This window comes from Hwanghaeella sp. (genome assembly GCF_965227365.1).
Lineage (GTDB): Bacteria > Pseudomonadota > Alphaproteobacteria > UBA8366 > Aestuariispiraceae > Hwanghaeella.
Window position 1 is genome coordinate 5,186,246 of the sequence record NZ_OZ245754.1, and the last position, 22,803, is coordinate 5,209,048.

At 61.0% G+C, this 22,803-nt stretch carries 21 protein-coding genes, 1 tRNA gene and 1 pseudogene; 9 read left to right on the plus strand and 14 right to left on the minus strand.

From position 1 onward, the window contains the following. The first annotated feature begins 48 nt into the window (after positions 1–48). From ACQK2G_RS23910 to ACQK2G_RS23925, 4 genes are all read left to right on the plus strand, one after another. Positions 49–939, plus strand: a complete 891-nt coding sequence (locus tag ACQK2G_RS23910) for a F0F1 ATP synthase subunit gamma (RefSeq protein ID WP_425407549.1) — start codon at positions 49–51, stop codon at positions 937–939. 78 nt (positions 940–1,017) lie between these two features. Next, positions 1,018–2,439, plus strand: a complete 1,422-nt coding sequence (gene atpD, locus ACQK2G_RS23915; protein ID WP_425407550.1) for a F0F1 ATP synthase subunit beta — start codon at positions 1,018–1,020, stop codon at positions 2,437–2,439. Positions 2,440–2,521: 82 nt separating this feature from the next. Continuing rightward, positions 2,522–2,935, plus strand: a complete 414-nt coding sequence (atpC, locus tag ACQK2G_RS23920; protein ID WP_425407551.1) for an ATP synthase F1 subunit epsilon — start codon at positions 2,522–2,524, stop codon at positions 2,933–2,935. A 41-nt stretch (positions 2,936–2,976) separates the two neighbouring features. Next, complete coding sequence (locus tag ACQK2G_RS23925) at positions 2,977–3,786, plus strand: acyl-ACP desaturase (protein ID WP_425407552.1); 810 nt, start codon at positions 2,977–2,979, stop codon at positions 3,784–3,786. 33 nt (positions 3,787–3,819) lie between these two features. Here ACQK2G_RS23925 and ACQK2G_RS23930 read toward each other — a convergent pair whose 3' ends face one another. From ACQK2G_RS23930 to gpmI, 6 genes are all read right to left on the minus strand, one after another. Then, the gene (locus ACQK2G_RS23930) at positions 3,820–4,737 is read right to left on the minus strand and encodes a putative metalloprotease CJM1_0395 family protein (RefSeq protein WP_425407553.1); all 918 of its coding nucleotides are present in this window, start codon (positions 4,735–4,737) and stop codon (positions 3,820–3,822) included. A gap of 148 nt (positions 4,738–4,885) precedes the next feature. Continuing rightward, entirely contained in the window at positions 4,886–5,380 is a 495-nt protein-coding gene (locus ACQK2G_RS23935; protein WP_425407554.1) for an RNA pyrophosphohydrolase, read from the minus strand. A gap of 116 nt (positions 5,381–5,496) precedes the next feature. Continuing rightward, positions 5,497–6,795: a divergent polysaccharide deacetylase family protein gene (locus tag ACQK2G_RS23940; RefSeq protein WP_425407555.1), complete on the minus strand. Its 1,299-nt coding sequence runs from the start codon at positions 6,793–6,795 to the stop codon at positions 5,497–5,499. A gap of 143 nt (positions 6,796–6,938) precedes the next feature. Next, a complete protein-coding gene (locus ACQK2G_RS23945; protein WP_425407556.1) occupies positions 6,939–8,222 on the minus strand; it encodes a S41 family peptidase in 1,284 nt (427 codons plus the stop codon). Between the two features lie 137 nt (positions 8,223–8,359). Then, positions 8,360–9,661 carry a murein hydrolase activator EnvC family protein gene (locus tag ACQK2G_RS23950; protein ID WP_425407557.1) on the minus strand — a complete coding sequence of 434 codons (1,302 nt, stop codon included), beginning with the start codon at positions 9,659–9,661 and terminating at the stop codon, positions 8,360–8,362. An 80-nt stretch (positions 9,662–9,741) separates the two neighbouring features. Beyond that, positions 9,742–11,325, minus strand: a complete 1,584-nt coding sequence (gpmI, locus tag ACQK2G_RS23955; protein ID WP_425407558.1) for a 2,3-bisphosphoglycerate-independent phosphoglycerate mutase — start codon at positions 11,323–11,325, stop codon at positions 9,742–9,744. Positions 11,326–11,672: 347 nt separating this feature from the next. Here gpmI and ACQK2G_RS23960 point away from each other — a divergent pair, with 347 nt between their 5' ends. Beyond that, positions 11,673–12,170, plus strand: coding sequence for a hypothetical protein (locus ACQK2G_RS23960; RefSeq protein WP_425407559.1), 498 nt, complete (start codon positions 11,673–11,675; stop codon positions 12,168–12,170). Positions 12,171–12,427: 257 nt separating this feature from the next. Continuing rightward, positions 12,428–14,140, plus strand: coding sequence for a methyl-accepting chemotaxis protein (locus ACQK2G_RS23965; RefSeq protein ID WP_425407560.1), 1,713 nt, complete (start codon positions 12,428–12,430; stop codon positions 14,138–14,140). A 74-nt stretch (positions 14,141–14,214) separates the two neighbouring features. Here the strand turns inward: ACQK2G_RS23965 and rlmH are convergent, their stop codons facing one another. The 8 genes and pseudogenes from rlmH to rplU form a co-directional block, all read right to left on the minus strand. Next, positions 14,215–14,673, minus strand: coding sequence for a 23S rRNA (pseudouridine(1915)-N(3))-methyltransferase RlmH (rlmH, locus tag ACQK2G_RS23970; protein WP_425407561.1), 459 nt, complete (start codon positions 14,671–14,673; stop codon positions 14,215–14,217). 61 nt (positions 14,674–14,734) lie between these two features. Then, complete coding sequence (gene rsfS / locus ACQK2G_RS23975; RefSeq protein WP_425407562.1) at positions 14,735–15,178, minus strand: ribosome silencing factor; 444 nt, start codon at positions 15,176–15,178, stop codon at positions 14,735–14,737. Between the two features lie 24 nt (positions 15,179–15,202). Then, complete coding sequence (locus tag ACQK2G_RS23980) at positions 15,203–15,811, minus strand: nicotinate-nucleotide adenylyltransferase (RefSeq protein ID WP_425407563.1); 609 nt, start codon at positions 15,809–15,811, stop codon at positions 15,203–15,205. Between the two features lie 27 nt (positions 15,812–15,838). Further along, positions 15,839–17,104 (minus strand): glutamate-5-semialdehyde dehydrogenase, encoded by a 1,266-nt coding sequence (locus ACQK2G_RS23985; protein WP_425407696.1) that lies wholly within the window; start codon positions 17,102–17,104, stop codon positions 15,839–15,841. A gap of 124 nt (positions 17,105–17,228) precedes the next feature. After that, the gene (gene proB / locus ACQK2G_RS23990; RefSeq protein ID WP_425407564.1) at positions 17,229–18,416 is read right to left on the minus strand and encodes a glutamate 5-kinase; all 1,188 of its coding nucleotides are present in this window, start codon (positions 18,414–18,416) and stop codon (positions 17,229–17,231) included. A gap of 6 nt (positions 18,417–18,422) precedes the next feature. Next, positions 18,423–19,535, minus strand: a complete 1,113-nt coding sequence (obgE, locus tag ACQK2G_RS23995; protein WP_425407565.1) for a GTPase ObgE — start codon at positions 19,533–19,535, stop codon at positions 18,423–18,425. Between the two features lie 112 nt (positions 19,536–19,647). Further along, complete coding sequence (gene rpmA, locus ACQK2G_RS24000) at positions 19,648–19,914, minus strand: 50S ribosomal protein L27 (RefSeq protein WP_425407566.1); 267 nt, start codon at positions 19,912–19,914, stop codon at positions 19,648–19,650. A gap of 175 nt (positions 19,915–20,089) precedes the next feature. Continuing rightward, positions 20,090–20,398: pseudogene (gene rplU, locus ACQK2G_RS24005) on the minus strand (50S ribosomal protein L21); the annotation flags it as partial. Between the two features lie 287 nt (positions 20,399–20,685). On the opposite strand from rplU, the gene ACQK2G_RS24010 reads away from it, so the two are divergent. The 3 genes from ACQK2G_RS24010 (at position 20,686) to ACQK2G_RS24020 (ending at position 22,757) form a co-directional block, all read left to right on the plus strand. Continuing rightward, positions 20,686–21,489, plus strand: coding sequence for a 2-keto-4-pentenoate hydratase (locus ACQK2G_RS24010; RefSeq protein ID WP_425407567.1), 804 nt, complete (start codon positions 20,686–20,688; stop codon positions 21,487–21,489). 28 nt (positions 21,490–21,517) lie between these two features. Continuing rightward, positions 21,518–22,504: a hydroxyacid dehydrogenase gene (locus ACQK2G_RS24015; protein ID WP_425407568.1), complete on the plus strand. Its 987-nt coding sequence runs from the start codon at positions 21,518–21,520 to the stop codon at positions 22,502–22,504. Positions 22,505–22,667: 163 nt separating this feature from the next. After that, a tRNA-Ser gene (locus ACQK2G_RS24020) sits at positions 22,668–22,757 on the plus strand. Positions 22,758–22,803 lie beyond the last annotated feature (46 nt).

Consider the following 22,803-nt stretch of genomic DNA (forward strand, 5'->3'; position numbering starts at 1 on the left):
GAAATCGGGTTTGTCGAAAGTAGCGATCGAAAGGGCAGGGGTGGCTAGATGGCCAGCTTGAAGGAACTGAAAGCGCGGATTTCCAGCGTGAAATCGACGCAGCGCATCACCTCCGCGATGAAAATGGTCGCGGCGGCGAAGCTGCGCAAGGCGCAGGACATGGCCGAAGCGGCTCGGCCTTATGCCGAACGGATCGAGCGCATGCTGGGATCGCTGGCGGCGGGGACTTCCTCCGCCGGCGCACCGGCAATGTTGAGCGGCACCGGCAAGGAAGACACCCATTTGCTGGTCGTCGTGACCTCGGACCGCGGGCTTTGCGGTGGGTTCAACGGCTCTATTGTCCGTGCCGTGCGGCAACGCATCCTGGCGCTTCAGGCCGAGGGCAAGACGGTCAAGCTGCTGGTTATCGGCCGCAAGGGCGTCGGCCTGCTGCGCCGTGAATTCCGCGGGCTTTTCGTCGAGGCCTATGAAGAACTGGCCAAGCCGGTACCGACCTTCGAAGGCGCGGCCATGGTGGCGGACAAGGTGACCTCGATGTTCGAGGCTGGCGAGTTCGATGTCTGCACGATCTATTACAACAAGTTCGTGTCGGCCCTGACCCAAGTGGTTACGCCGCTCCAGTTGATCCCCTTCGCGGTTCCGGAAGGCGAAGAGGAAGAAAAGCCGGCAGCGGGCGGCGCTTCGGCGGTCTACGAGTTCGAACCGGAAGAAGAAAAGATCCTTGCGGCCTTGTTGCCGAAGAATCTGTCGACCCAGGTGTTCCGCGCAATGCTGGAAAGCTTTGCCGGGGAACAGGGTGCGCGGATGACGGCGATGGACAACGCGACCCGGAACGCCGGTGACATGATCAACAAGCTGTCGATCACGTACAACCGGTCCCGCCAGGCGCAGATCACCAAGGAACTGATCGAAATTATTTCCGGCGCGGAAGCGCTATAAACTGAACACCAGCCGGGGGATGACCCGGTAGGGCCTTGAAAAAGCAAGAGCCCGGAGCTGAGAAGTAGGAGCGGATTAATGGCGAAGAACACTGTCGGTCGGATTACGCAGGTGCTTGGCGCCGTCGTGGATGCGCATTTTGACGGCGACTTGCCGCCGATCTTGAACGCGCTGCACACCACCAACAACGGCCAGAAGCTGGTCCTGGAAGTGGCGCAGCATCTGGGCGAAAACACCGTTCGCACGATCGCCATGGACACGACCGAAGGTCTGGTTCGCGGCCAGGAAGTCGAAGACACGGGCGCCCCGATCTCCGTTCCGGTCGGTCCCGAAACGCTTGGCCGCATCATGAACGTCATCGGCGAGCCGGTTGACGAGCGCGGCGATGTCGGCACGAAAACGCGGGCCCCGATCCACCGGGCCGCGCCGGACTATGTCGACCAGGCGACGGAAACCGAACAGCTCGTCACGGGCATCAAGGTCGTTGACCTTCTGACGCCGTATCCGAAGGGCGGTAAGATCGGCCTGTTCGGCGGCGCCGGTGTCGGCAAGACCGTTCTGATCATGGAGTTGATCAACAACATCGCGAAGGGGCACGGCGGTTACTCCGTGTTTGCCGGTGTTGGTGAACGTACCCGTGAAGGGAACGACCTGTATCACGAAATGATGGAATCCGGCGTTATCAACCTGGACGGCGACTCCAAGGTGTCGTTGGTCTATGGTCAGATGAACGAACCCCCGGGTGCGCGTGCGCGTGTCGCCCTGACCGGTCTGACCCAGGCGGAATATTTCCGTGATGAGGAAGGCCAGGACGTGCTGTTCTTCGTCGACAACATCTTCCGCTTTACGCAGGCGGGTTCGGAAGTGTCCGCTCTGCTGGGCCGTATTCCTTCCGCGGTGGGCTATCAGCCGACGCTGGGTACCGACATGGGTGCGATGCAGGAACGCATCACCTCCACGAAAAAGGGCTCGATCACGTCGGTCCAGGCCGTGTACGTCCCGGCCGATGACTTGACCGACCCGGCGCCTGCCACGACTTTCTCGCACTTGGACGCGACGACCGTTCTGTCCCGTTCGATTGCGGAATTGGGTATCTACCCGGCGGTGGATCCGCTCGACTCCACGTCGCGCATCCTGGAGCCGGGCACGGTTGGCGAAAACCACTACCGCGTTGCGCGCCGTGTTCAGGAAACCCTGCAGCAGTACAAGGGTCTGCAGGAAATCATCGCCATTCTCGGCATGGACGAACTGTCGGAAGACGACAAGTTGACCGTGGCCCGCGCCCGTAAGCTGCAGCGCTTCCTGTCGCAGCCGTTCCACGTCGCGGAAGTCTTCACCGGTTCGCCGGGTAAGTACGTCGAACTGGAAGACACGATCAAAGGCTTCCAGCAGATCATCGACGGTGAACACGACGACTTGCCGGAAGCGGCGTTCTACATGGTCGGTTCCATCGAGGAAGCGATCGAAAAGGCGCAACGCATGGCGGCGGAAGCGGCCTAAGTTACCGTTTGGGTTTCAGCAGGCCTCTAAGGGCCCTGCCTGAAGCATCTGAAGTACGACACGGGGTATGGAGTAAAAGTCGATGGCCGATAAGGTGGCGTTCGATCTTGTCTCACCGGAGAAGCTGCTGCTCTCCGAAGACGTTGAAATGGTCGTTCTTCCCGGCGTTGAGGGCGATATCGGCGTATTGCCCGGCCATGCCCCGGTCATCACCCAGATCCGGATGGGCACGATCTGCGTGTTTGAAAATGGGCAGGTAGTGAAACGTCTTTTCGTTGAGGGCGGTTTCGCGGAAGTTATGCCGGAACGTTGCACGGTCCTTGCGGAACAGGCTACATCTTTGGATGATATTGAAACTTCCGCAGTTGAGCAGCATATCAAGGACCTGCGGGACGAAATCTCGGTCGCGGATAACGACGAGGAACGTGCTGCCCTGGAAGCCGCAATTGCGGTTGAAAATGGCAAGCTGGAGGCGGTGAACCATCCTGTTTACTGACCGCCGGCTATTCGGTTTGGTCGAAACATGGGTGGGGATGTATGCCGGCGCATTGGTCGCTAGACGATATCGACTGGGATCGATTTGATCCGTCGAAAGTCGATCCCGAACTACTGAAACTGGTTAAAGCAGCGTCGCTGGTCGAACATAACGGCGGCGAATACACCGACTTTTTGTGCAAGGTGTTCGACGGGGATCAGGCTTTCCTGACCGAGGTGCGCCGTTGGGGCGTGGAAGAGGTCCAGCACGGCAAGGCGCTTGCGAAATGGGCGACGCTGGCGGATCCCAGTTTCGATTTCGATAGCGCTTTCAAACGTTTCGTTGAAGGCTATCGTCCGTTCGAGGAAGGCGCGACCTCGTCGAAGAGAGGGTCCCGTACCGGCGAACTCGTCGCCCGATGCATCGTGGAGACCGGCACCAGTTCCTACTACACGGCCATCTCGAAACAGGCCGAGGAACCCGTCCTGGCGCAAATCTGCAAGAAGATCGCCGCCGACGAATTCAGGCACTACAAGCTGTTTTACGACCATATGCGCCGTTATCAGAAGCTGGAAGGCCTCGGTCGTTTCGGCCGATTCCGGGTCGCTCTTGGGCGATTGGGCGAAACGGAGGACGATGAACTAGCCTATGCCTTTTATGTGGCCAATACAGACCCGGCAACCGCCTATGACCGTGTCCGCGATGCGCGGAACTATACGAGCCGAGCCTTTCGCCAATACGGCAAGGAACATGTCATGAAGGCCGCGGCAATGATGTTGAAAGCCATCGGGGTCCCGTCGAACGGCCATCTCGCAAAAGCGATCGGCAATATGGGATGGATGTTCCTGCGCAGGCGCGCGCAAACCGGCTGATTCAAACGGTTCGGCAACTTTGAAGCCGGGTCGTTACGCAATCACGTTCAACAGTTCACCAGTTGTGGTCACCGGGCCGGAAACGGTCGACGCACCGACGGTCAGGGCAGGGATCGTGGCCGCGGTGTTCGGTTCGACAGCCTCCCCGCCGCTTAGACTGGAAGCTGCAGCCGGTTGCAGGCCCTGAGCCCGTTCCTGTGCCTCTTCCCGCTTTTCCGCTGCGGCTTGCCGTTCCTCCAGCTCAAGATCGGCCTGTTCTCGCCGTGCTTCGATAATTCGTTGTTGGGCGATGGCAGCGACGCGTTGATCTTGCGGACTGGGAGTTGCCGGCGCCAAGGCAGCACGGCGCACGGTTTGCATTTTTTGTATGGTCGCCTGAGGATTGCCCGGAACGACGGCGACATCAATCTGGACATCGCCACCGATGGCGTAAAGCCGACCATCGGGGCCGCGCGTATAGTCGTAGCTCGGAGCACCGGCATAGGGTCCGCCGGCGGCCGCATGAGCCTGTTCGTGGCGCCGGATCTCAGCATCCGTGCGCTCCAACTCCTGGACGACTTGTTGTTCTTCAGGTGTCAGATTGGTCGGCCCGGCGGTCCCGCTTCCTTCTGGGCGGACCGGCGCATCCCCATCTTCGCCGTTTTCCTCGGCCTCCTGGGTTCCGGAATTGTCTCCCGCACCGTCATCGCCACCGGACTGCCCCGTTTGATCGTCGGCCTCCTGCAGGGTCGCGACCAAACCGGCGGATAGCCCCCCTAATGCCAGACCGGTCAGGGGATCTACGGCAGCAGGATTCGGGGCTGCGGATTGTTCTATATCGGTTGTGGTGCCGATCGAAGATGCGGACAAGCCAACCCGTTCACCGTTTTCCACGGTGTTGGATGACGCCGATTGCCTAGTGCCGAACCCGGATGGCGCGAGAATGGGGACCAGCACACCAAGATCGCTCATGGACGCGGTTTCTACCCTTATGCGGGAAATTCTTCGCCCGCTAACTCACACAATAGTATTTTTAAACGATAAAAGGCTTTTCGATGTCAAGAATTCACGGAGCGCAGCGGTACTAAGGGACCGCGAAACAGAAAATCTTCCTAAATAATCATTGGCCGGGAAGTGCGACGTCCCGGAATTCGTCAACGACCTGTTCGTAGGTATCCCGCTTGAACGGAACGATCAGGTTCGGCAGATCGATAATTGAAGCCCACCGATAGGCGCCGAATTCCGGTGTGTGGAATTCCAGATCGATATCGCCGTCATCGCCTAGGAAGCGCATCGCGAACCAACGCTGTTTCTGGCCGCGATAGCGCCCTTTCCAGATCCTGCGAGACAATCCGCCCGGCAGGTCGTAATGCAGCCAACGGGAACTTTCCCGGATCAGGCGGACCTTTTCCGGCGCGATCCCGGTTTCTTCCTGAACTTCCCGGAACGCGGCCTCGGCGGGGCTCTCCCCTTCGTCGATACCGCCTTGCGGCATTTGCCAATGATCGCCGGGCACGTCTATGCGGTTACCGACAAACACCAGTCCGGCCGTATTCAGCAGCATGACCCCGACGCAAGGCCGGTACGGACGGTCATCGGTTTCCCCATCGGCCATCGATCGATTCTCCCCATTCCTGACGGTTCTTGTTGTATTGCCGTCTACCCTACTGATCGGGCAATGGTCGGCAAGGTCAAGCTGGCGGAAAGAACGATACGGAAAGGCGGGGCAGGTCAGCTGGCCGTGCGTTCGGCGATGATGCCGGAGAGCGGCGTGACGGCGAAGCCGCTTTCGGAGAGGCTGCGCATCCAGATACGGATACGGTCCAGGGTCACCGGATAGGGCCGCCCGATTGCGATGACAGAACCGTTTGCCCGCGCCAGGGACTCCGCGAGTTTCAGCTGTTTCAGCACCGCCGCGCGCCCCAGTTCCAAATCCAGGATCAGGTCTGCCTGGGCCGCGGGGACACCGGCGGCATCAGCGGATCGGAGGGCGATGGAGGCCGCGGTCTGTTTTCCGTCGAGATAGAGAAGGCCGCGGCTTCGCAGATCGGCCATCAGCGGCTTTACCGAACGCGGGTTGGCGGCGAACCCGCTGCCCTGGTAGCTGACCAGCCCGACATAACCGGTCGCGCGGCTCATGATCCATTCCAGGCGACGGATATTCTGTTCCGCATCCAGGGAGTTCATCAATGCGAAAGGCCCGGGATCGCTGCGCGGGAAGTCGCGCGGCTCCATCGGCAAGGTCAGCAGCACTTCATGCCCGGCGTCGCGCGCCTTCTGGATCCAGTTCTCCACGTTCCGCGAATACGGTGCGAAGGCCAGGGTGACCGCGCCTGGTAGCTCGATCGCCTGTTCGGTCCGCCGCGTATTGATGCCCAGATCCGTCAGCACGATCGAAATGCGCGGGCGTGTTTCCAGCACACCGTAAGCGCGGCTGTAGACGCGCCACGGCATCCGTCCGTCCGCGCCGATGATCGGAAGTGGGCCGACGGGGCTGTCTTCTATCAGGCCCGGATCGGGATGTGCCTGCAGCAGGGCGCCTAGGCTATCGGGGCTGGGGGCGGATGGTGCGCCACCGGGCGCCGCTCCGCTTTGGTCGCTTTGAGCGTCACCCCCCTGGTTCTGATCAATGGCGCCGACTTGGTCTCGGCCGTCGGTACCGGTTTCCGACGTGTCGCCGGCCTCGGCTTCAGCCCCGGCGGTTTCGTTCAGGTTTCGTACCGAGATCTTGTCGGCTTCAAGGGTGACGCGTGGACGGTTCTCCTGCATTTCCGCAAGGATCTGGTCTTCCGTCGCGATGAGATAGGCGGCGATGCCGCCGATCGAGACGAACAGCAGTAGATAGGCGCCGATGACGGCAATCCACGGCAGGCGTTTCTGGAACGTCGTCGGCTCCAGATAACTGGTATCATCAGGGTCGAAAGCCGGCGCGCCTTCTTCCTGCTTTTTACGCAGGAAGGGTAGGTTCTCGAAAGCTTTGCTCTTGAGGGACGCGGCTATCCGTGGCGTCGGCAGGGAGGGACGCTTCAACGGGGAAATTTTAAGCGGAATCTTCAGTGATTCTCACCCTCGATTTGTCATCGCCACCGTCTGCGACGGAACCAAGCCGCCGGAACGCCGCGTCGCGACGCGTGCGGGCCGGCCTGGCTCGTCGTTCAACCGATCGCGCAGGATCAGTTTGCTTCCCGATTGCGATACAAGGCAATCCCGTGCAGCAGATCCAGCGCTCTTGCCAGCTGATAATCCTGAAGATTGCTGGATTCGACGGTTTCGTCCACGCTCGCATCGTTTGCGGTGCCTTCAGTGTCGGCACCTTCGGTTTCCGTTCCGGCCCCGTCCTGGTCATTGGTGAGGGCGCCGCGCAGATCCGCTTCACTGCGCAACTGGCCGCCGTCGAGCAACTCGACCCTTGCGCGCTCCACCAGGATATCCGGGGAGATCCCCTTCTGCTGGATCGACCGGCCGCTTGGCGTGTAGTAGCGCTGGGTCGTCAGTTTGATGGCGGTCCCGGCGCGGCTCAGAGGTACGATCGTCTGTACTGATCCCTTGCCGAAGGACTGCGTGCCCAGGATGATGGCTCGGCCGTGGTCCTGCAGGGCGCCGGCCACAATCTCGGATGCGCTGGCGGATCCGCCATTGATCAGTACGATCAGTGGGAGACCGTCGATCTGGTCGCCCGGCGTCGCATGATAGCGTTGGGCGTTTTCCGGATCGCGACCGCGGGTCGAGACGACCTCACCCTTTTCCAGGAACGTGTCGGATACGGAAATGGCCTGGTCCAGAAGACCGCCCGGGTTGCTGCGCAGGTCCAGGATAAAGCCTTTCAGACCGTCGCCCGCCTCTTCCTTGACGGCCGCGATGGCTTTGTCGAGGCCGGCCTGGGTCTGACCGGTGAAGCTTGAAATCCGCAGATAGCCGATATCACCGGCTTCGATCCGGTGGCGCACGGACTGTACCTTGATCCGATCGCGCGTCACCGTCGTTTTGAACGGCTCCTGATCGCCGCGCAGGATCGTCAGGATGATATCGCTGCCGACTTCGCCGCGCATTTTCTCGACCGCTTCGCCCAGGGTCAAACCCTGCACCGCGACGCCGTCAAGTTCCGTGATCAGGTCGCCGGACTGAATGCCCGCGCGGAAGGCCGGTGTATCGTCGATCGGCGCGACGACGCGGACATAGCCGGTTTCGTCCAGCGTAACCTCGATGCCGAGGCCGCCGAACTCGCCCCGGGTCTGCTGTCGGATCGACTGGAAGTTCTTTTGGTTCAGATAGGTCGAGTGCGGATCCAGGTTACGCAGCATGCCCTGGATCGCTGCTTCCAGTAGATCTTCGTCCTCCACCTCTTCGACATAATCGTTGCGGATGCGTTCGAACACCTCGCCGAACAGGTCCAGCAATTCATAGGTGTCGGGCTTGCTGGCCTCGTCCTGGGCCCAGGCACTGCCCGCGCTTAACATTGCGCCGCCACCCAGAAGGGAGACACCGAGGCCTAAGGCAAAGAGGGTGGTACGAACGCTTTGCATCATGTCCTGACTTTCATTCGATTGGTGGGCATTCGGTCGCTGGCTATAGATGGTCGTTCTACTGTCTGGTTTCACGTCTTGGATCTGGCGCCGGTCGTAGGTGCGGCATTTTCATCCTTCGCGGATATCCAGCGTAATGGATTAACCGGTTGGCCGTCGCGACGCAATTCAACATACAGTTCCGGTCGGTCCGCGTCCTCTGCTCCATCCTCGGCCTTTATTCCCATGGCGCCGACCGGTTCTCCCGCCAGCACCCATTGACCCGCAGCCACGTCCACTCTCGATAAACCGGCCAGCACGGAATGATATCCGTCGGAATGTTCGATTATCAAGATGAGGCCCAGTTTCTGGAACGGCCCCGCGAAGGCCACCTTGCCGTCGAAGGGGGCGGTTATTTGCGCATTGGGACGGGCCTGGATGACGATCCCCTTGCTGGTATGCCCGAAGCCGGTGTCCTGTCCATACCGTCGAACGACCTTGCCGCTGACCGGCCGGTTGATGGTTCCGCTCGCTGGAAACGGGCGCAGGCCCACAGGCGGTGATGTGAGCGCGGCGATGGCGGATTCCCCACCTTCAACCGCCGATGTCTCACCGTCCGGCGCCGTCGGGGCTGGCTTGCGGGGCGCCACCGGGGCGACCCCGGCGCCTTGGCCTTTCCCGTCCTTGGGCGGCAGGGCCGACAGTTTGGCCACCAGTTCCTCTAGACTCGCCGCTTGTTTCACCAGTTTTGCCACCCGGTCGTCAGCGGCTTCCACCGCTGCGTTGGCACGCGCCATCAAGCTCTTCTTTTCCGCGATCAGGGCGTTCAATTTCTTGCGATCTCCGGCCAGATCGCGTTCCGCGTCGCCAAGTTCCGTCAGCTTGTCCAGAATATCCGCTTCAACCGTTTCCAGCGCGGCCAATTCATCGCGCAGAACATCCGCCTGATCCCGAAGTGTTGGAACCGACGTGCGAAGCAATAGCGAGCCACGTACCGCCTGCAGCGGCCCGCCGGGCTGGAAGAGTATGCTTTGAGGCGGATTCCGCGACAGCCGTGTCAACGCACTGAGTGTGCCCGAGAGCTGCACGCCGCGCTGCCGCAAGGCCGCGGTTCGGCGTTTCTTTTCTCCAGCCAGCTGATCCAGCTGACCTTCAAGATTGGTGATAATGCTTTCCCGTTCCTGTGTGTCCTGGGCCGCATGGATCAATTTCTGCCTCAGATCCTGCAGCTCCTTGGCCAAGGCTTCGCGCTGTTCGGCAAGGGCGCGTTTCTCATTCCGGGCCTTCTGCAGTTCCTGCTGGGTGCGTTTCAGAGTCTCGGCGCTTTCCTGGGCCTGTTGGGCCCGGGCGGGACCGGGGTTGGTGACCAGAGGAAGAAGCAGCAGAGCGGCCATTACCGCGCGGCGGAAGGCGGGTCGTGGGCAAGCCGCCGCCTTGGAACGAGCGTGAGCGGATGCCGCCGTGCCGGACACGCCTATTCGGCCGCCGCCTGGTTGGGATGGGGCTGGTCGATCAAAGAGACGCCGGTCATTTCGGCCGGCTGTTCTATGCTCATCAGGGCCAGCAATGTCGGCGCCAGGTCAGCTAAGCGGCCCGATTTGATCGCGCTGATCTCTTCCGCACCGACCAGGATAAGCGGCACGCGGTTCATGGTATGCGCGGTATGGGCCTGGCCCGTGGAGGCGTCGACCATCATCTCCGCGTTGCCGTGATCGGCGGTGATCAACATGACGCCGCCGGCCCGCAGGACCGATTCCTGCAGGCGACCGAGGCAGGTATCGACCGTTTCCACCGCCTTGATCGCCGCATTGATGTCGCCGGTATGCCCGACCATGTCCGTGTTGGCATAATTGACGACGATCAGGTCGTAGGTATCGCTATCAATTGCGGCGACGAGTTTGTCGGTCACCTCGACGGCGGACATTTCCGGTTGCAGATCGTAGGTCGCGACTTTGGGCGACGGAACCAGGATACGGTCCTCGCCATCAAAGACATCTTCCCGCCCGCCATTGAAGAAGAATGTCACATGGGCGTATTTCTCGGTTTCCGCGATCCTCAGCTGTTTCAGCGATTTGGATGCGACGACTTCGCCCAAGGTTGCCGGCAGGTCCTCCGGCGGGAAAAGGACGTCCATCATCCGGCCAAGGTCGGCGGAATACTCCACCATACCGGCGACGGCGGCGAACCGGACCGGGCGGTCGTCGGGAATCGAGTCGAAATCCGGGTCGATCATGGCGTGAAGAACTTCCCGGACCCGGTCGGCGCGGAAATTCATCATCAGAATTCCGTCCCCGTCGTTCATTCCCCGGTAATCGGCAATGACCGTCGGCAGGACGAACTCATCGGTCTTGCCGTCCTGATAACTCGCGCCCAGGGCTTCGGTATCCGACGCGGCTTTGACACCCTTTCCGTCCCGAATGGCATCCCGGGCCAGTCCGACGCGGTCCCAACGCTGATCCCGGTCCATGGCGTAGAAACGGCCGACCACCGTGGCAATCCGCACATTGGGTGCGTCCTGGTGGAACTTGGCGAGAAACTCCTGCGCGCTTTTCGGTGGTGTGTCTCGACCGTCGAGTATGGCGTGTACGGCGACGGGAACGCCCTGTTCCGTGAGAACATTCGCAAGCGCGGCGATGTGATCCTGATGGGAATGCACGCCGCCGGGAGACATCAGGCCGATCAGATGCGCCGTGCCACCGGTTTCCTTCAGATCGGCGATGAACTTCTTCAATTCCGAAAGCGCGGTGATGGAGCCGTCCGCGATGGCCGCGTCGATCCGCGGCAAATCCTGCATCACTACTCGGCCGGCGCCGATGTTCATGTGCCCGACTTCGGAATTCCCCATTTGGCCGGATGGCAGTCCGACGAAACCTTCCGACGCGTCCAATTGGGCCGTGGGCCACTTGGCGCGCAGCGCGTCGAAGACCGGCGTATCGGCCTGAGCGATCGCATTGTTGTCCTGTTCGGGCCGATCACCCCAGCCGTCGAGAATGCAGAGAACAGCGGGACGCCGGACCGTGTGTCGAGCCGTTGCGTCGCGGGTGGTGGTGGCAGTCATGAGGGTGTCTCGTTGTGTCGTTCAGCCGAAAACACAGGCTTGATGAAGAAAAATGGGTATTATCGTAGATTTTTAACCCGATACCCTTGATTTCATGCTATGGCTTTTCCCAGTTTATATAGAAGCCTGGGCGCTCAATAAAGTACCGGAGGGACGAATATCCCCCATAACGGAGTAACAAAGTAGCAGGTGACGTTTCCGTCGGTCGAATCGAATCCAAACTGTTTGGGGTCGCCTTCGTGTCCGAGTGCCTCCTTAAGCCGGATCGGAAATGCATAAGTTGAGGGATGCCAGTCGGATCCTGGATGCGCGTTTCATCTGCTGTGTAGAGAAGAGGGGACAATACAGTGGCACAAACCGACGACGTGGATTTTGCGGTCCTGGGCTCGGCGGCGCTCGCCATGAAGTGCTTTCAGCGAGAAGTAGAAAAACTTGCGGAAAAATCCGAGAAGAGTTCTCCGAGCGACGTCAGTCAGCTCGTCAGTTTTCCCGCCTACTCCATCTTGCTGTTCATGCTCGAATACGATGCGGCCGGTTTGAATCAGAAAAAGCACCAAAACCTGCTGAAGAAATTCGGCGTCGATACAGCCGGCAATCTGAAGACCTACCCGCTGTTAAGCCAGTCGGCCTTGTTCGAAATTTTCGGTGGCTTGGGTCTTTCGCGGGAGTCCATCCGCCGGTTGCTGATCCTGCTGTCGGACTACGGTCTGCTTGACCGTACCAGCAAGGGACCTCCTTTCCCGGATCAATTGGGTATCTCCAAGGAGGGAGGACGTTTGATGCGGCGCGCCGCCAAGCGTCTTGCCAAGGACATGGATAAGGCAAAGCAGTTCGGTTATCTCTGAACGCCAGGATAATGCCTGTAAAGACTCGGCCGGCGGCAATTGTCGTCGGCCGATTGCATTTAACTGTTCCCGTATCGCATGGTGCGGCTACCGACCTGGAATGTTTTTGTAATACTGGTGCCGGGCGATCTTTCGTTTATAAATATGCAGGTATCAGGTTATGTATAATTATTCCAAGGTGGTGACCGCACAGTAGTTAAGACTATTTTAAACGTCGTGTGCCATTAAATCCCCAAATTTCAAGGTGTTGGGGAAACATGTTCAACAAAATCTCTCTTCGCGTCCGTCTGACGGTTGTCGTCGGACTGTTGATTGTCGCGACGGCGGTAGCCGTTGGCGTCAGTGCCAGTTACATCCTCTCCGTGGACCTCGCCTCGCAGGTGATCGACCGTCAGAACGCCAGTCTCCGGACGGCTGCGGTACTGCTGCGAAAGTCTTATCCCGAGACCACGTTCTCGATCAGCAAGGACGGCCGCGTCTCAAGAATCTCCATTCCCGAGATTCCGGTTTTTGATAACCACGACATGATCGACGAGATCGGCGCCGTAACGGGTGAAACCGCCACCGTTTTCCAGTGGGACGAGGAGTCGCGGGATTTCTGGCGGAAAACGACGAATATCATCAAGGATGACGGCAGCCGCGCCGTCGGGACGCCCTTGGGACAGAAAGGCAAGGTCTATCCGGTGCTGACCGGGGGAAAGACGTTTAACGGCGAAGCCACCATCCTGGGCAAGGAATACTACACGATTTATGAGCCGATTTTCGGCGCAGGCGGCAAGGTTATCGGCATCCTGTATGCGGGAGTTTTGAAGTCCAACGTGGATTCCACGCTGCAATCGATCATCAACGGCATCCTCATCGCCGGCGGCGTCGCCATCCTTCTTGGCATTTTGATCGCGATCGTGACGACGCAAATGCTCACCGGTCCGCTGTTGAGCATTGCCGATATGATGGGGCGGATTTCCGGCGGCGATCTGAACACCGAAATCAAATATACCGACCGGGGTGACGAAATCGGCCGCATGGCCAAGGCGTTGGAAGTGTTCAAACAGGGCGAGATCGAAAAGCAGGACATCGCGAAGCGTCAGCGTGCCGAGGAGGAACAGCGGCAGTCCGAGCGGGAACGCCTTGTGACATCGTTGGTGCAGGATTTCGAAAGCAGTATCGGCGGGGTTATTGCGGATCTGGACCGGGCGTTCGGCCAGTCCAAGCAATCGGCAGGCCAGGTTGCGGACAATGCGAAGCAGGTGGAAACGATCGCGCAAACCGTTTCGGCGTCGACTCAGTCTTCGTCTTCGATGGTGAACCGGGTCGCCGAGGCGACCCACAACCTGTCGCAGTCAATAACCGAAATCGGTCGTCAGGCCGAGCAATCGGCAGAGGTCGCCCGCGCTGCCGCGAAGAATGCGGAGCAAGCGAATACGAAGGTTGTCAGCTTGCGGGATGCCAGCAATCGTGTCGGTGAGGTCATCAAACTGATCAACGACATCGCCGAACAGACCAACCTGTTGGCGCTGAACGCTACGATCGAAGCTGCACGGGCCGGAGATGCCGGTAAAGGCTTTGCTGTTGTCGCGAACGAAGTGAAGAGCCTCGCCAACCAGACGGCGAAGGCGACCGAGGAGATCAGCGAGCAGATCTCTGCCATCCAATCTGCAACCCACCAGGCGAGCGAAGAGATCGGCGGTATCGTCAGCACGATCTACGATATCAATGAGGCGACCTCGGCGATTGCTCAGTCGGTCGCGGATCAAACAGATGCGACGCGGGAAATCGCGAACGATGTCTCCGCGTCCCAGGACAGTTCAGGAGAGGTGTCCCGGAATGCCGAACAGCTTCAATCGGTGTTGAAGGAGAGCAATACGCGAATCCTATCGCTGCAGGAAACGACGGAAACCGTTTCCTCGGCGCTTTCGGGATTGCAGTCCCAGGTGTCGAATTTCATGACGAACCTGGCGAAGCGGCAGTAGCGTCTGCCCAACCGTCGCGACAAGAAAGACCCCCGAACGCTGGTTCGGGGGTTTTTGTTTAAGGCCGTCGCGGTCTATTGCCGGTGATAGGGGTGACCTGCATTGATCTGCTGAGCCCGATAGAGCTGTTCGGCGATCAAGCCGCGAACCAACATATGCGGCCAGGTCATTTTGCCGAGGCATAGGACAAGATTGGCGCGTGCCCGCACAGCATCGGTCAACCCATCGGCCCCGCCGATCAGGATTGTCGTCGATCTGATGCCCTGGTCTCGCCAGTCCGACAGGGCGCGCGCGAAAGCAGGACTGTCCAGATGCTTGCCGCGCTCATCGAGCGCGATCACCACGGCGCCTTCGGGAATTGCCGAAAGCAGCAGTGTTGCTTCACGTTCCTGCAATTCCGTTCCGGTCAGGGGACGTTTCTCTTCGACTTCGATAAGTTTGAAGGGATGGCGCAACCGTCCGGCATAATGCTCGAACAAAGCTTGTTCGGGGCCGCGGCGCGCGCGGCCTACTGCAATCAGGTGAACCTCCACCGGGTGGTCCTCGTGTTACCGGTTGCAATGCCGGTCGTGTTACCGGGCCAAGGCCTCGGTCCTACTGGGACGCACCCTCGGAATGCGGCTCATCCACCGTCTCGACGACTGTCGGCTTGGGGGCCGATCCGGCGTTCCACAATTTTTCAAGATTGTAGAACTCGCGAACCTCGGGCCGGAACAGATGCACGATGACGTCACCGGCATCGATCAGCACCCAATCCCCCTGGTCCTTTCCGTCGACCACGGCCTTCGGCGCATCGGCGGCTTTCAGCCTTTCGACCAGATGGTCCGAAATGGCCGACAGGTGGCGCGCGGAAGTGCCGGACGCAATCACCATGTAGTCTGCGAGGGTGGATTTCCCGGCCAAATCGATGACCGTGATGGCTTGAGCCTTGTCGTCTTCCAACGAATTAACGACGAGATCCTTGAACGATGCAGCCGCTGCTGGCCCGGAAACGGCCATGGCGGACTGCGTTTTTTGCTGGGTCCTTATGGCGCCCATCTCCCTTTCGTGTTTGTCCGCTGCCTAGCCGGTCTCGCCATCGCGGATGGCGGTGGCCGAAGCCGGATGACGGCGGAAATTGACAAAAGTCCAAACCGGGGGACGGCTCCGCGCCAGCCGGCCGACCGCGGATAGCGGCAATCTGTACCGGCGATAGCGCTGCGCCGCCTTACCCGACAACGCCTTGGAATCATAGGTTGGACGGGTGAAAACCGCAATGGGAACCAGCATGAAGATTTTATTCCAGTCCCGCCATCGCGGTATTTGAATAAGGTTATCCGAGCCCATCAGCCAGACGAACCGCAAATTAGGGTGCCGCCGTACGAGTTTACGCAGGGTTTCGGCCGTGAACGTCGTCCCCAGTCTTAACTCGATATCCGTCGGCTTTATGCGGCGGTCCCCGGCGCTGACGGCCTTGGCGGAGGCCATTCGGTCCTCCAGCGGCGCCATTCCGGCCCTGTCCTTCAGCGGGTTCTGTGGCGATACCAGCCACCACACCTCGTTCAGGTGCAGCCGTTTCAGGGCCTCTTTCGAAATGTGCAAGTGTCCGTCATGGGCTGGATTGAAGGACCCGCCCAGCAGGCCGACGTAACGGCGCCGCTGCTTCCTGCCCGGACGGGTTTGTGTTTTCACCGAAAGAGTTCCGAAAAATTGCTGCGGTCAGGGCCGAACCTGCCCGTCCCCACGGACGACATAACGGAAGCTGGTCAATTGCTCGGTTCCAACGGGTCCCCGGGCATGCATCCTGCCGGTCGAAATGCCGATCTCGGCGCCCATACCGAACTCCCCGCCATCGGCGAATTGGGTTGAGGCATTATGCATGACGATGGCGCTGTCCACTTCGCGCAGGAAGACATCCGCGGCCGTATCGTCTTCCGTCACAATGGAATCGGTATGATTGGATCCCATTGTGTTGATGTGTTCGATTGCCTGCTCCAGCCCGTCCACGACGCGTACCGCGATGATGCTGTCCAGATACTCGGTTCGCCAATCCTCGTCGGTCGCGGCCAAGGCATCGGGGAACAGCCCGCGGGTCTCGTCATCGCCGCGGATCTCGCATCCGGCACCGGACAATTCGGTAAGGATCGTCGGCAGTAAGGTCGGCGCGACCGCCTTGTCGATCAGCAGGGTTTCCGCCGCGCCGCAAATCCCGGTGCGGCGCATCTTGGCATTGATGGCGATGGCGCGGGCCTTTTCTGGATCCGCACCGGAATGGACATAGACATGGCACAGGCCGTCCAGATGGGCGAAGACGGGCATGCGCGCGTCCGTCATCACGCGCTCGATCAGCCCGCGTCCGCCGCGCGGCACAATCACGTCGACGAAATCACTCATTCGCAGCAGGGCGCCGACCGCTTCGCGGTCACGCGTCGGGATCATCTGGATCGCATCCTGGGGCAGGCCGGCTTCCGCCAGTCCCTGGCGCAGGCATTCCGCGATCAAACCGGAACTGTTCAAGCTTTCGGACCCGCCGCGCAGGATCACGGCGTTTCCGGCGGACAGGCAGAGGCCGCCGGCATCCGCGGTAACGTTCGGCCGGGATTCGTAGATCACGCCGATCACGCCCAAAGGCGTGCGCACGCGTTGGATCCGAAGGCCGTTGGGCCGCTCCCATTCGGCGATGACCTGCCCCACAGGGTCGGACAGTTCGGCAATGGCTTCCAAGCCGGCCGCCATGCTCTCGATCCGATCGGGCGTCAACAGCAGGCGATCCATCATCGCCTTACTCAGCCCCTTGTTCCCACCAAACTCCAGGTCTTTTTCGTTGGCGGCAATCAGATCAGCTTCCCGGGCGCGGATCGCACCCGCGGCGGCGCGCAGGGCCCTTCGCTTGGACTCGGTCTTGGCCAATGCAAGGATCTTCGATGCGGCGCGGGCGCGGGCACCGATGGCACGGACTTCAGCTTCCACCTGGTCGGGGCTCATCACACCATCCGCCGTAACGGCGTTTGCCAATGCAATACTCATTTTCTTCCCTCCCGCGCTGTCCGAACCGTCGACCGCGCCACCTCAATATTAAGCGCTATGGCACAAAGCGCATTGCATCCTGTCAAGCTACCGGTTGGGACAGGTCCTTTTCCGTCGACCGTCCCGTTTTGCCAGTATCGGACAGCAGGGCCAGGTCATCCCTGTGGATCAACGCCGAACGCCCTTCGAAGCCCAAGATATCGGCGATTTCCTTCGACTGTCTGCCGACGATCTTTTCCGCATCGGTCGAGGAATAGGCCGTCAGGCCGACCGCGAGGCGGTTGCCGTCCGGCCCTGCCACATTAACCGGATCGCCGCGCTCGAAAGCGCCGTCAACACGGACCACGCCGGCGGGTAGCAGGCTTTTCCCATTGGCCAGCGCCTCCGCTGCGCCTTTGTCTACCACGAGTGTGCCGCTGGCGTTCAACTGCCCGGCGATCCATCGTTTCCGCGCCGCGACCGGTTTTTCGGGGGCGGTGAAAACCGTACAGCGTGCGCCGTCGACCAGGGCCTGCAGCGGATGCGGGTCGTTGCCGCGGGCGATGATCATACGACACCCGCCGCCCAGAGCGATCTTTGCGGCTTCCAGTTTCGTGACCATGCCGCCAGTGGAAAACCCGCCGCGTTCGGCGGATACGGCGACGTTACCGGCCATGGCCAGGATTTCAGGGGTCAGGCGATCGACCACGGGCAAATGCTTCGCGGTCTCGTCCTTGCGCGGGTCGGCGGTGTAGAGCCCGTCGATGTCACTCAACAGAACCAATGTATCGGCGCTGACCATGGTGGCGACGCGGGCCGCCAAGCGGTCGTTATCCCCATAGCGGATTTCCGCCGTGGCCACGGTATCGTTTTCATTGATCACCGGCACTGCACCGAGGCTGAGCAATTGCAGGATGGTCGCCCTGGCGTTCAGATGGCGGCGCCGTTCTTCCGTATCCCCGGGCGTCAGCAGGATCTGCGCGGCGGTGAACCCCTCGGCAGCCAGGCTTTCCTGATAGGCATGCGCCAGTGTGATCTGGCCGGTTGCCGCGGCGGCCTGCTTCTCTTCCAGTTTCAAGCCGCGGTTCTGCAGGCCCAAATGGCGGCGCCCGGCGGCGATGGAGCCCGACGAGACGATCAGGACCTGGGCGCCGCGGGCCCGCAGCATCGCGACGTCCTTGGAAAGAGCCGCCAGCCAGTCCCGCCGGACCGTGCCGGCGGATTGATCCACCAGCAGAGCCGAGCCGATTTTGATGACGACGCGCTTGGCGCCTTTGAAGACGTTGCCCATGCTGCGCTACAGGGAAACCTCGGGCGACCAGGGCCGCGACCCTGCCTCCTCCCCTTCGGTCCCGACCTCTTCGCTGCCGTCGGTGTCATCCGCTGACGCGGCGGCCGCTTCTTCGGCGGCTTCCCGTGCACGGTCTTTCTTGATGATGTCGAAAAGCGCGCGAAGCACCTCGGTCACGCCGTTGCCGGTAATCCCGGACACCGCGAAGACCGGTGCTTCCGTCACGGTTCGAAGCTCGGCGGTCATTTCCTCCACGAATTCCGGCAGCAGGGCGTCGGTCTTGTTGATGGCGATGATTTCGGGCTTTTCGTCCAGGCCCGCCCCGTATTCCTCCAACTCGCGCCGAATGGTCTTGTAGGACTCGGCGACGGTCATGTCCGCGCCGTCGATCAGGTGCAGAATGACCCGGCAGCGCTCGATATGACCGAGGAACCGGTCACCCAGCCCGTGGCCTTCATGCGCGCCCTCGATCAGGCCTGGTATATCGGCCAGGACGAATTCATGATTGTCGATCCCGACAACGCCCAATTGCGGATGCAGCGTGGTGAAGGGATAGTCGGCGATCTTCGGACGGGCTCGGCTGGTCGCCGACAGAAAGGTGGATTTACCCGCATTGGGCAGCCCGACAAGCCCGGCATCGGCGATCAGTTTCAGCCGCAGCCAGATCCACTTTTCCGACGCTTCCTCACCCGGTTGGGCATAGCGCGGCGCCTGATTGGTGGAAGATTTGAAATGGGCGTTCCCTAATCCGCCGCGCCCGCCGCGGACCAGTACCACGCGCTGGCCGATTTCGGTCAGATCCGCCAGCAAGGTCTCGTTATCGTCTTCGAAAATCTGCGTGCCGACCGGCAGTTTCAGGACGACGTCGTCACCATCGGCGCCGGTGCGGTTCTGGCCCATGCCGTGATTGCCGCGTTTGGCTTTGAAATGCTGCTGGTATCGATAATCGATCAGGGTGTTCAGGCCTTGCACCGCCTCCACCACGACATCGCCGCCCCGGCCGCCGTCGCCGCCGTTCGGCCCGCCGAATTCGATATACTTCTCACGCCGGAAGGAGACGCAGCCCGCGCCGCCCGCCCCGCTTTTGATGAAGACCTTGGCCTGATCCAGGAACTTCATGGATTTGTCCTGACCTCAATTTGGATCGGCCCGCAGGGGCTCGACCCGGAAAACGAAAAAGGGGAACGGTCGTGACCGTTCCCCTCTCAAACCTTACCCGCGGGAGCGGCCGTTATTCGGCAGCCTCCGGCATCGGGTTGACGGATACCACGGTGCGCTGGCGCGTCTTCTTGAACCCGACATGGCCGGGAACGAGGGCGAACAGCGTGTGGTCCTTGCCCATGCCGACATTGTCGCCGGGATGCCATTTGGTGCCACGCTGACGGATGATGATGTTGCCGGCTTTCACCTCTTCACCACCAAACTTTTTCACGCCAAGGCGGCGGCCTTCTGAGTCGCGGCCGTTCCTTGAACTACCGCCGGCTTTTTTATGTGCCATAACTCTTTCTCCTTAACCTTCCGGGCCCGCATTGCCTTCGGACCCGCACCCCGTTGCCCGATCGGGCGAGGGCGATGAAATCTTATTCCGCCGCGGCTTCGCCGGCAGCTTCTTCCTTCTTGGCGGCGGCCTTCTTGGCCGTTGCCTTCTTCGCGGCGGCCTTCTTTGCGCCCGACGCCTTGATGTCCGTGATCTTCAGGACGGTCAGGTGCTGGCGGTGGCCGTTCTTGCGGCGATAGTTCTGCCGGCGCTTCTTCTTGAAGACGATGATCTTGTCGGCACGCATCTGGTCGACGACTTCGGCTTCCACGGCTGCGCCTTCGATCAGCGGCGCGCCGACGGTTTTCTTACCGCCGTCATCGATCATCAGAACGTCGCTCAACGCGACCTTTTCACCCGGCTCGGCGGTCAGCTTCTCGACGCGAATGACATCGTCTTTCGCGACGCGATACTGCTTGCCGCCCGTCTTAACGACTGCAAACATGATACCCTCATCACTTGTTCCGCGCTTTACGGCGCCGGCGTTGCCAAACGGGAACCCTTCCCGCAAGCACGCGCCGAACTTTCATTCAACGATCCAGGTAGTCCTGGACAAAAGCCTCAAGCAGCGCATTCATATCGCCGCGAAGCGGTAACACCTCGCGGACCGGCGCGCACTATACGCAGACGCGGGCCGAAGTCAACGCCCGAACCGGCGGAAATGTGGGGCTTCGCGGGCGATTCAACAAGGGCGGCGGCAGGAACGACGGCCCATTCAGATAGGGGAGGGGTATGACCATGGATAACGAGGCGAAATTGGAAAGCGCTGCCAGGCGTCTGTTCGAGGGCCACAAGGCGGGCGATCCTTATGTTTCCGTCGCCGACACGGACGGTGTTTCCGGCATTGACCAGGGATATGACGTCCAGGAACGGCTGGTCGGTCTGCTGCTGGGCGCGAGTGGTGCGTCGGTGGCGGGCTACAAGATCGCGCTGACTTCCAAGCCGATGCAGGAAATGTGTGGGGTGGATCATCCGGTTGCCGGCGTGTTGTTGGACCGGGTCGTCTTTTCCGCGCCGGCCCGGGTGAACTTGGCTGATTATCAGCATCTGGGCATCGAGTTCGAACTGGCGGTTCGGCTCGGCACGGATATGCCGGCGCAAGACAGACCCTATAGGCGGGCGGATGTTGCGGCCCATGTCGATGCCTGCGCGCCGGCCTTGGAGCTGATCGATGACCGCAATGCCGACTATTCCGGTTTGGAGGGGGCCGGGTTGGCGGCGGACAACGCCTGGAACGGCGGTGTCGTGGTAGGCGAATTCACCGAAGCCTGGCGCGACCAGGACCTGACCGCCGTGCCGGCCCTGCTGGAATGGAGCGGTGAGGAAGATGCCGCCGCCACGACCGGCGAAGCGATGGGCCATCCGTTCGAGGCGGTCGCCTGGATCGCCAACCACTTGAACGCACGGGGGCAATTGTTGAAAGCGGGCGAATTCGTGATGACCGGCAGCACGATGAAAACGCGTTTTCCTTCGGGCGGCGAGCGAATCCGCTACGCGTTGGCCGGTATGGGCGAGGTCAGCGCCGAAATCGTCTGACAGTCGCGATCGGAGGCGGAGCGGAAAGATGGTAAAGATCCTGTTGACCCATACCCCGGCAATGCGTCGGGGGTATTACGGCGACCGCGCGCTCGCGGCGCTCGCAGAATTGGGCGAAGTGATCCTGCATGAGGGCGAGGCGCCGCTGGACCCCACCGCGTTGACCGCGGCGGCGGACGGTGTCGATATCGTGGTTAGCGACCGCATGACCGCCGCCCCGGCCGAGATTTTTGCCTCACTGCCGTCCTTGAAGGCCTTTTTGCGCTGCGCGGTGGATATCCGGAATGTCGATGTCGATGCGGCGTCCCGGCAAGGCATTTTGGTTACACGCGCGACGCCCGGTTTCGCCCCTGCGGTCAGTGAACTGGCGGTCGGTTTCATGGTCGATCTGGCGCGCGGGATCTCCCGCCTGTCATCCGCGTATCGTCCCGGCGTGACGGATGCCATGCCGATGGGACGGCAGATATCCGGCAGCACCGCCGGCATCATCGGGTACGGCGCGATCGCCAGACATCTGGCCCCGATCCTGGCGGCGATGGGCATGACCGTTCTGGTGTTCGACCCCTATGCGACGGTCGATGACCCGCGGTTTGACCAGGTTTCGATGGACGACCTGTTGTCCACAGCAGATTTCGTCTTCTGCCTAGCACCCGCGACGGAAGAGACGGAAAACCTGATGGATGAGGCCGCCTTCCAGCGGATGAAGGAGGATGCCTGTTTCATCAACCTGTCCCGCGGGAACCTGGTGGACGAGGCGGCCCTGGAAGCGGCGCTCAAGGATGGTTCGATCGCCGGTGCTGCGATGGATGTGGGCCGCGCGCCGGATCAGATGCCGAGCCCCGGTCTCGCCGCTCTGCCGAATGTAGTCGCCACCCCGCATATCGGCGGATTGACGCCGCAGGCCATCGAGCATCAGGCATTGGATACGGTGGCGCAGGTCGCCGCGCTGGTCGCGGGCGAGGTGCCGCCGCATGCGGTCAATGCCGACCGCTGGGCACGGCGTCTTCACCGGTAACGGTTGTGCAGGGCCCGGGCACCCCGATTTTGGTTTCTGTAACTTGTTGCGAAAGACAGGGCTTGCCCGGCCGGGCGGCTTTGGCTAGTTTCCGCGCGCCTTCGACCAAGGGGGCCAGACGCCGGACCGGTTTCTCCGAAACCCTAACCGGCGGACGCGATACGGAGAGGTGCCGGAGTGGTCGAACGGGGCGGTCTCGAAAACCGTTGTGCGCGCGAGCGTACCCAGGGTTCGAATCCCTGTCTCTCCGCCATTTTCGGTTTCCACCAAAATCCATTCCCTTCCAAATTGACCCGCTA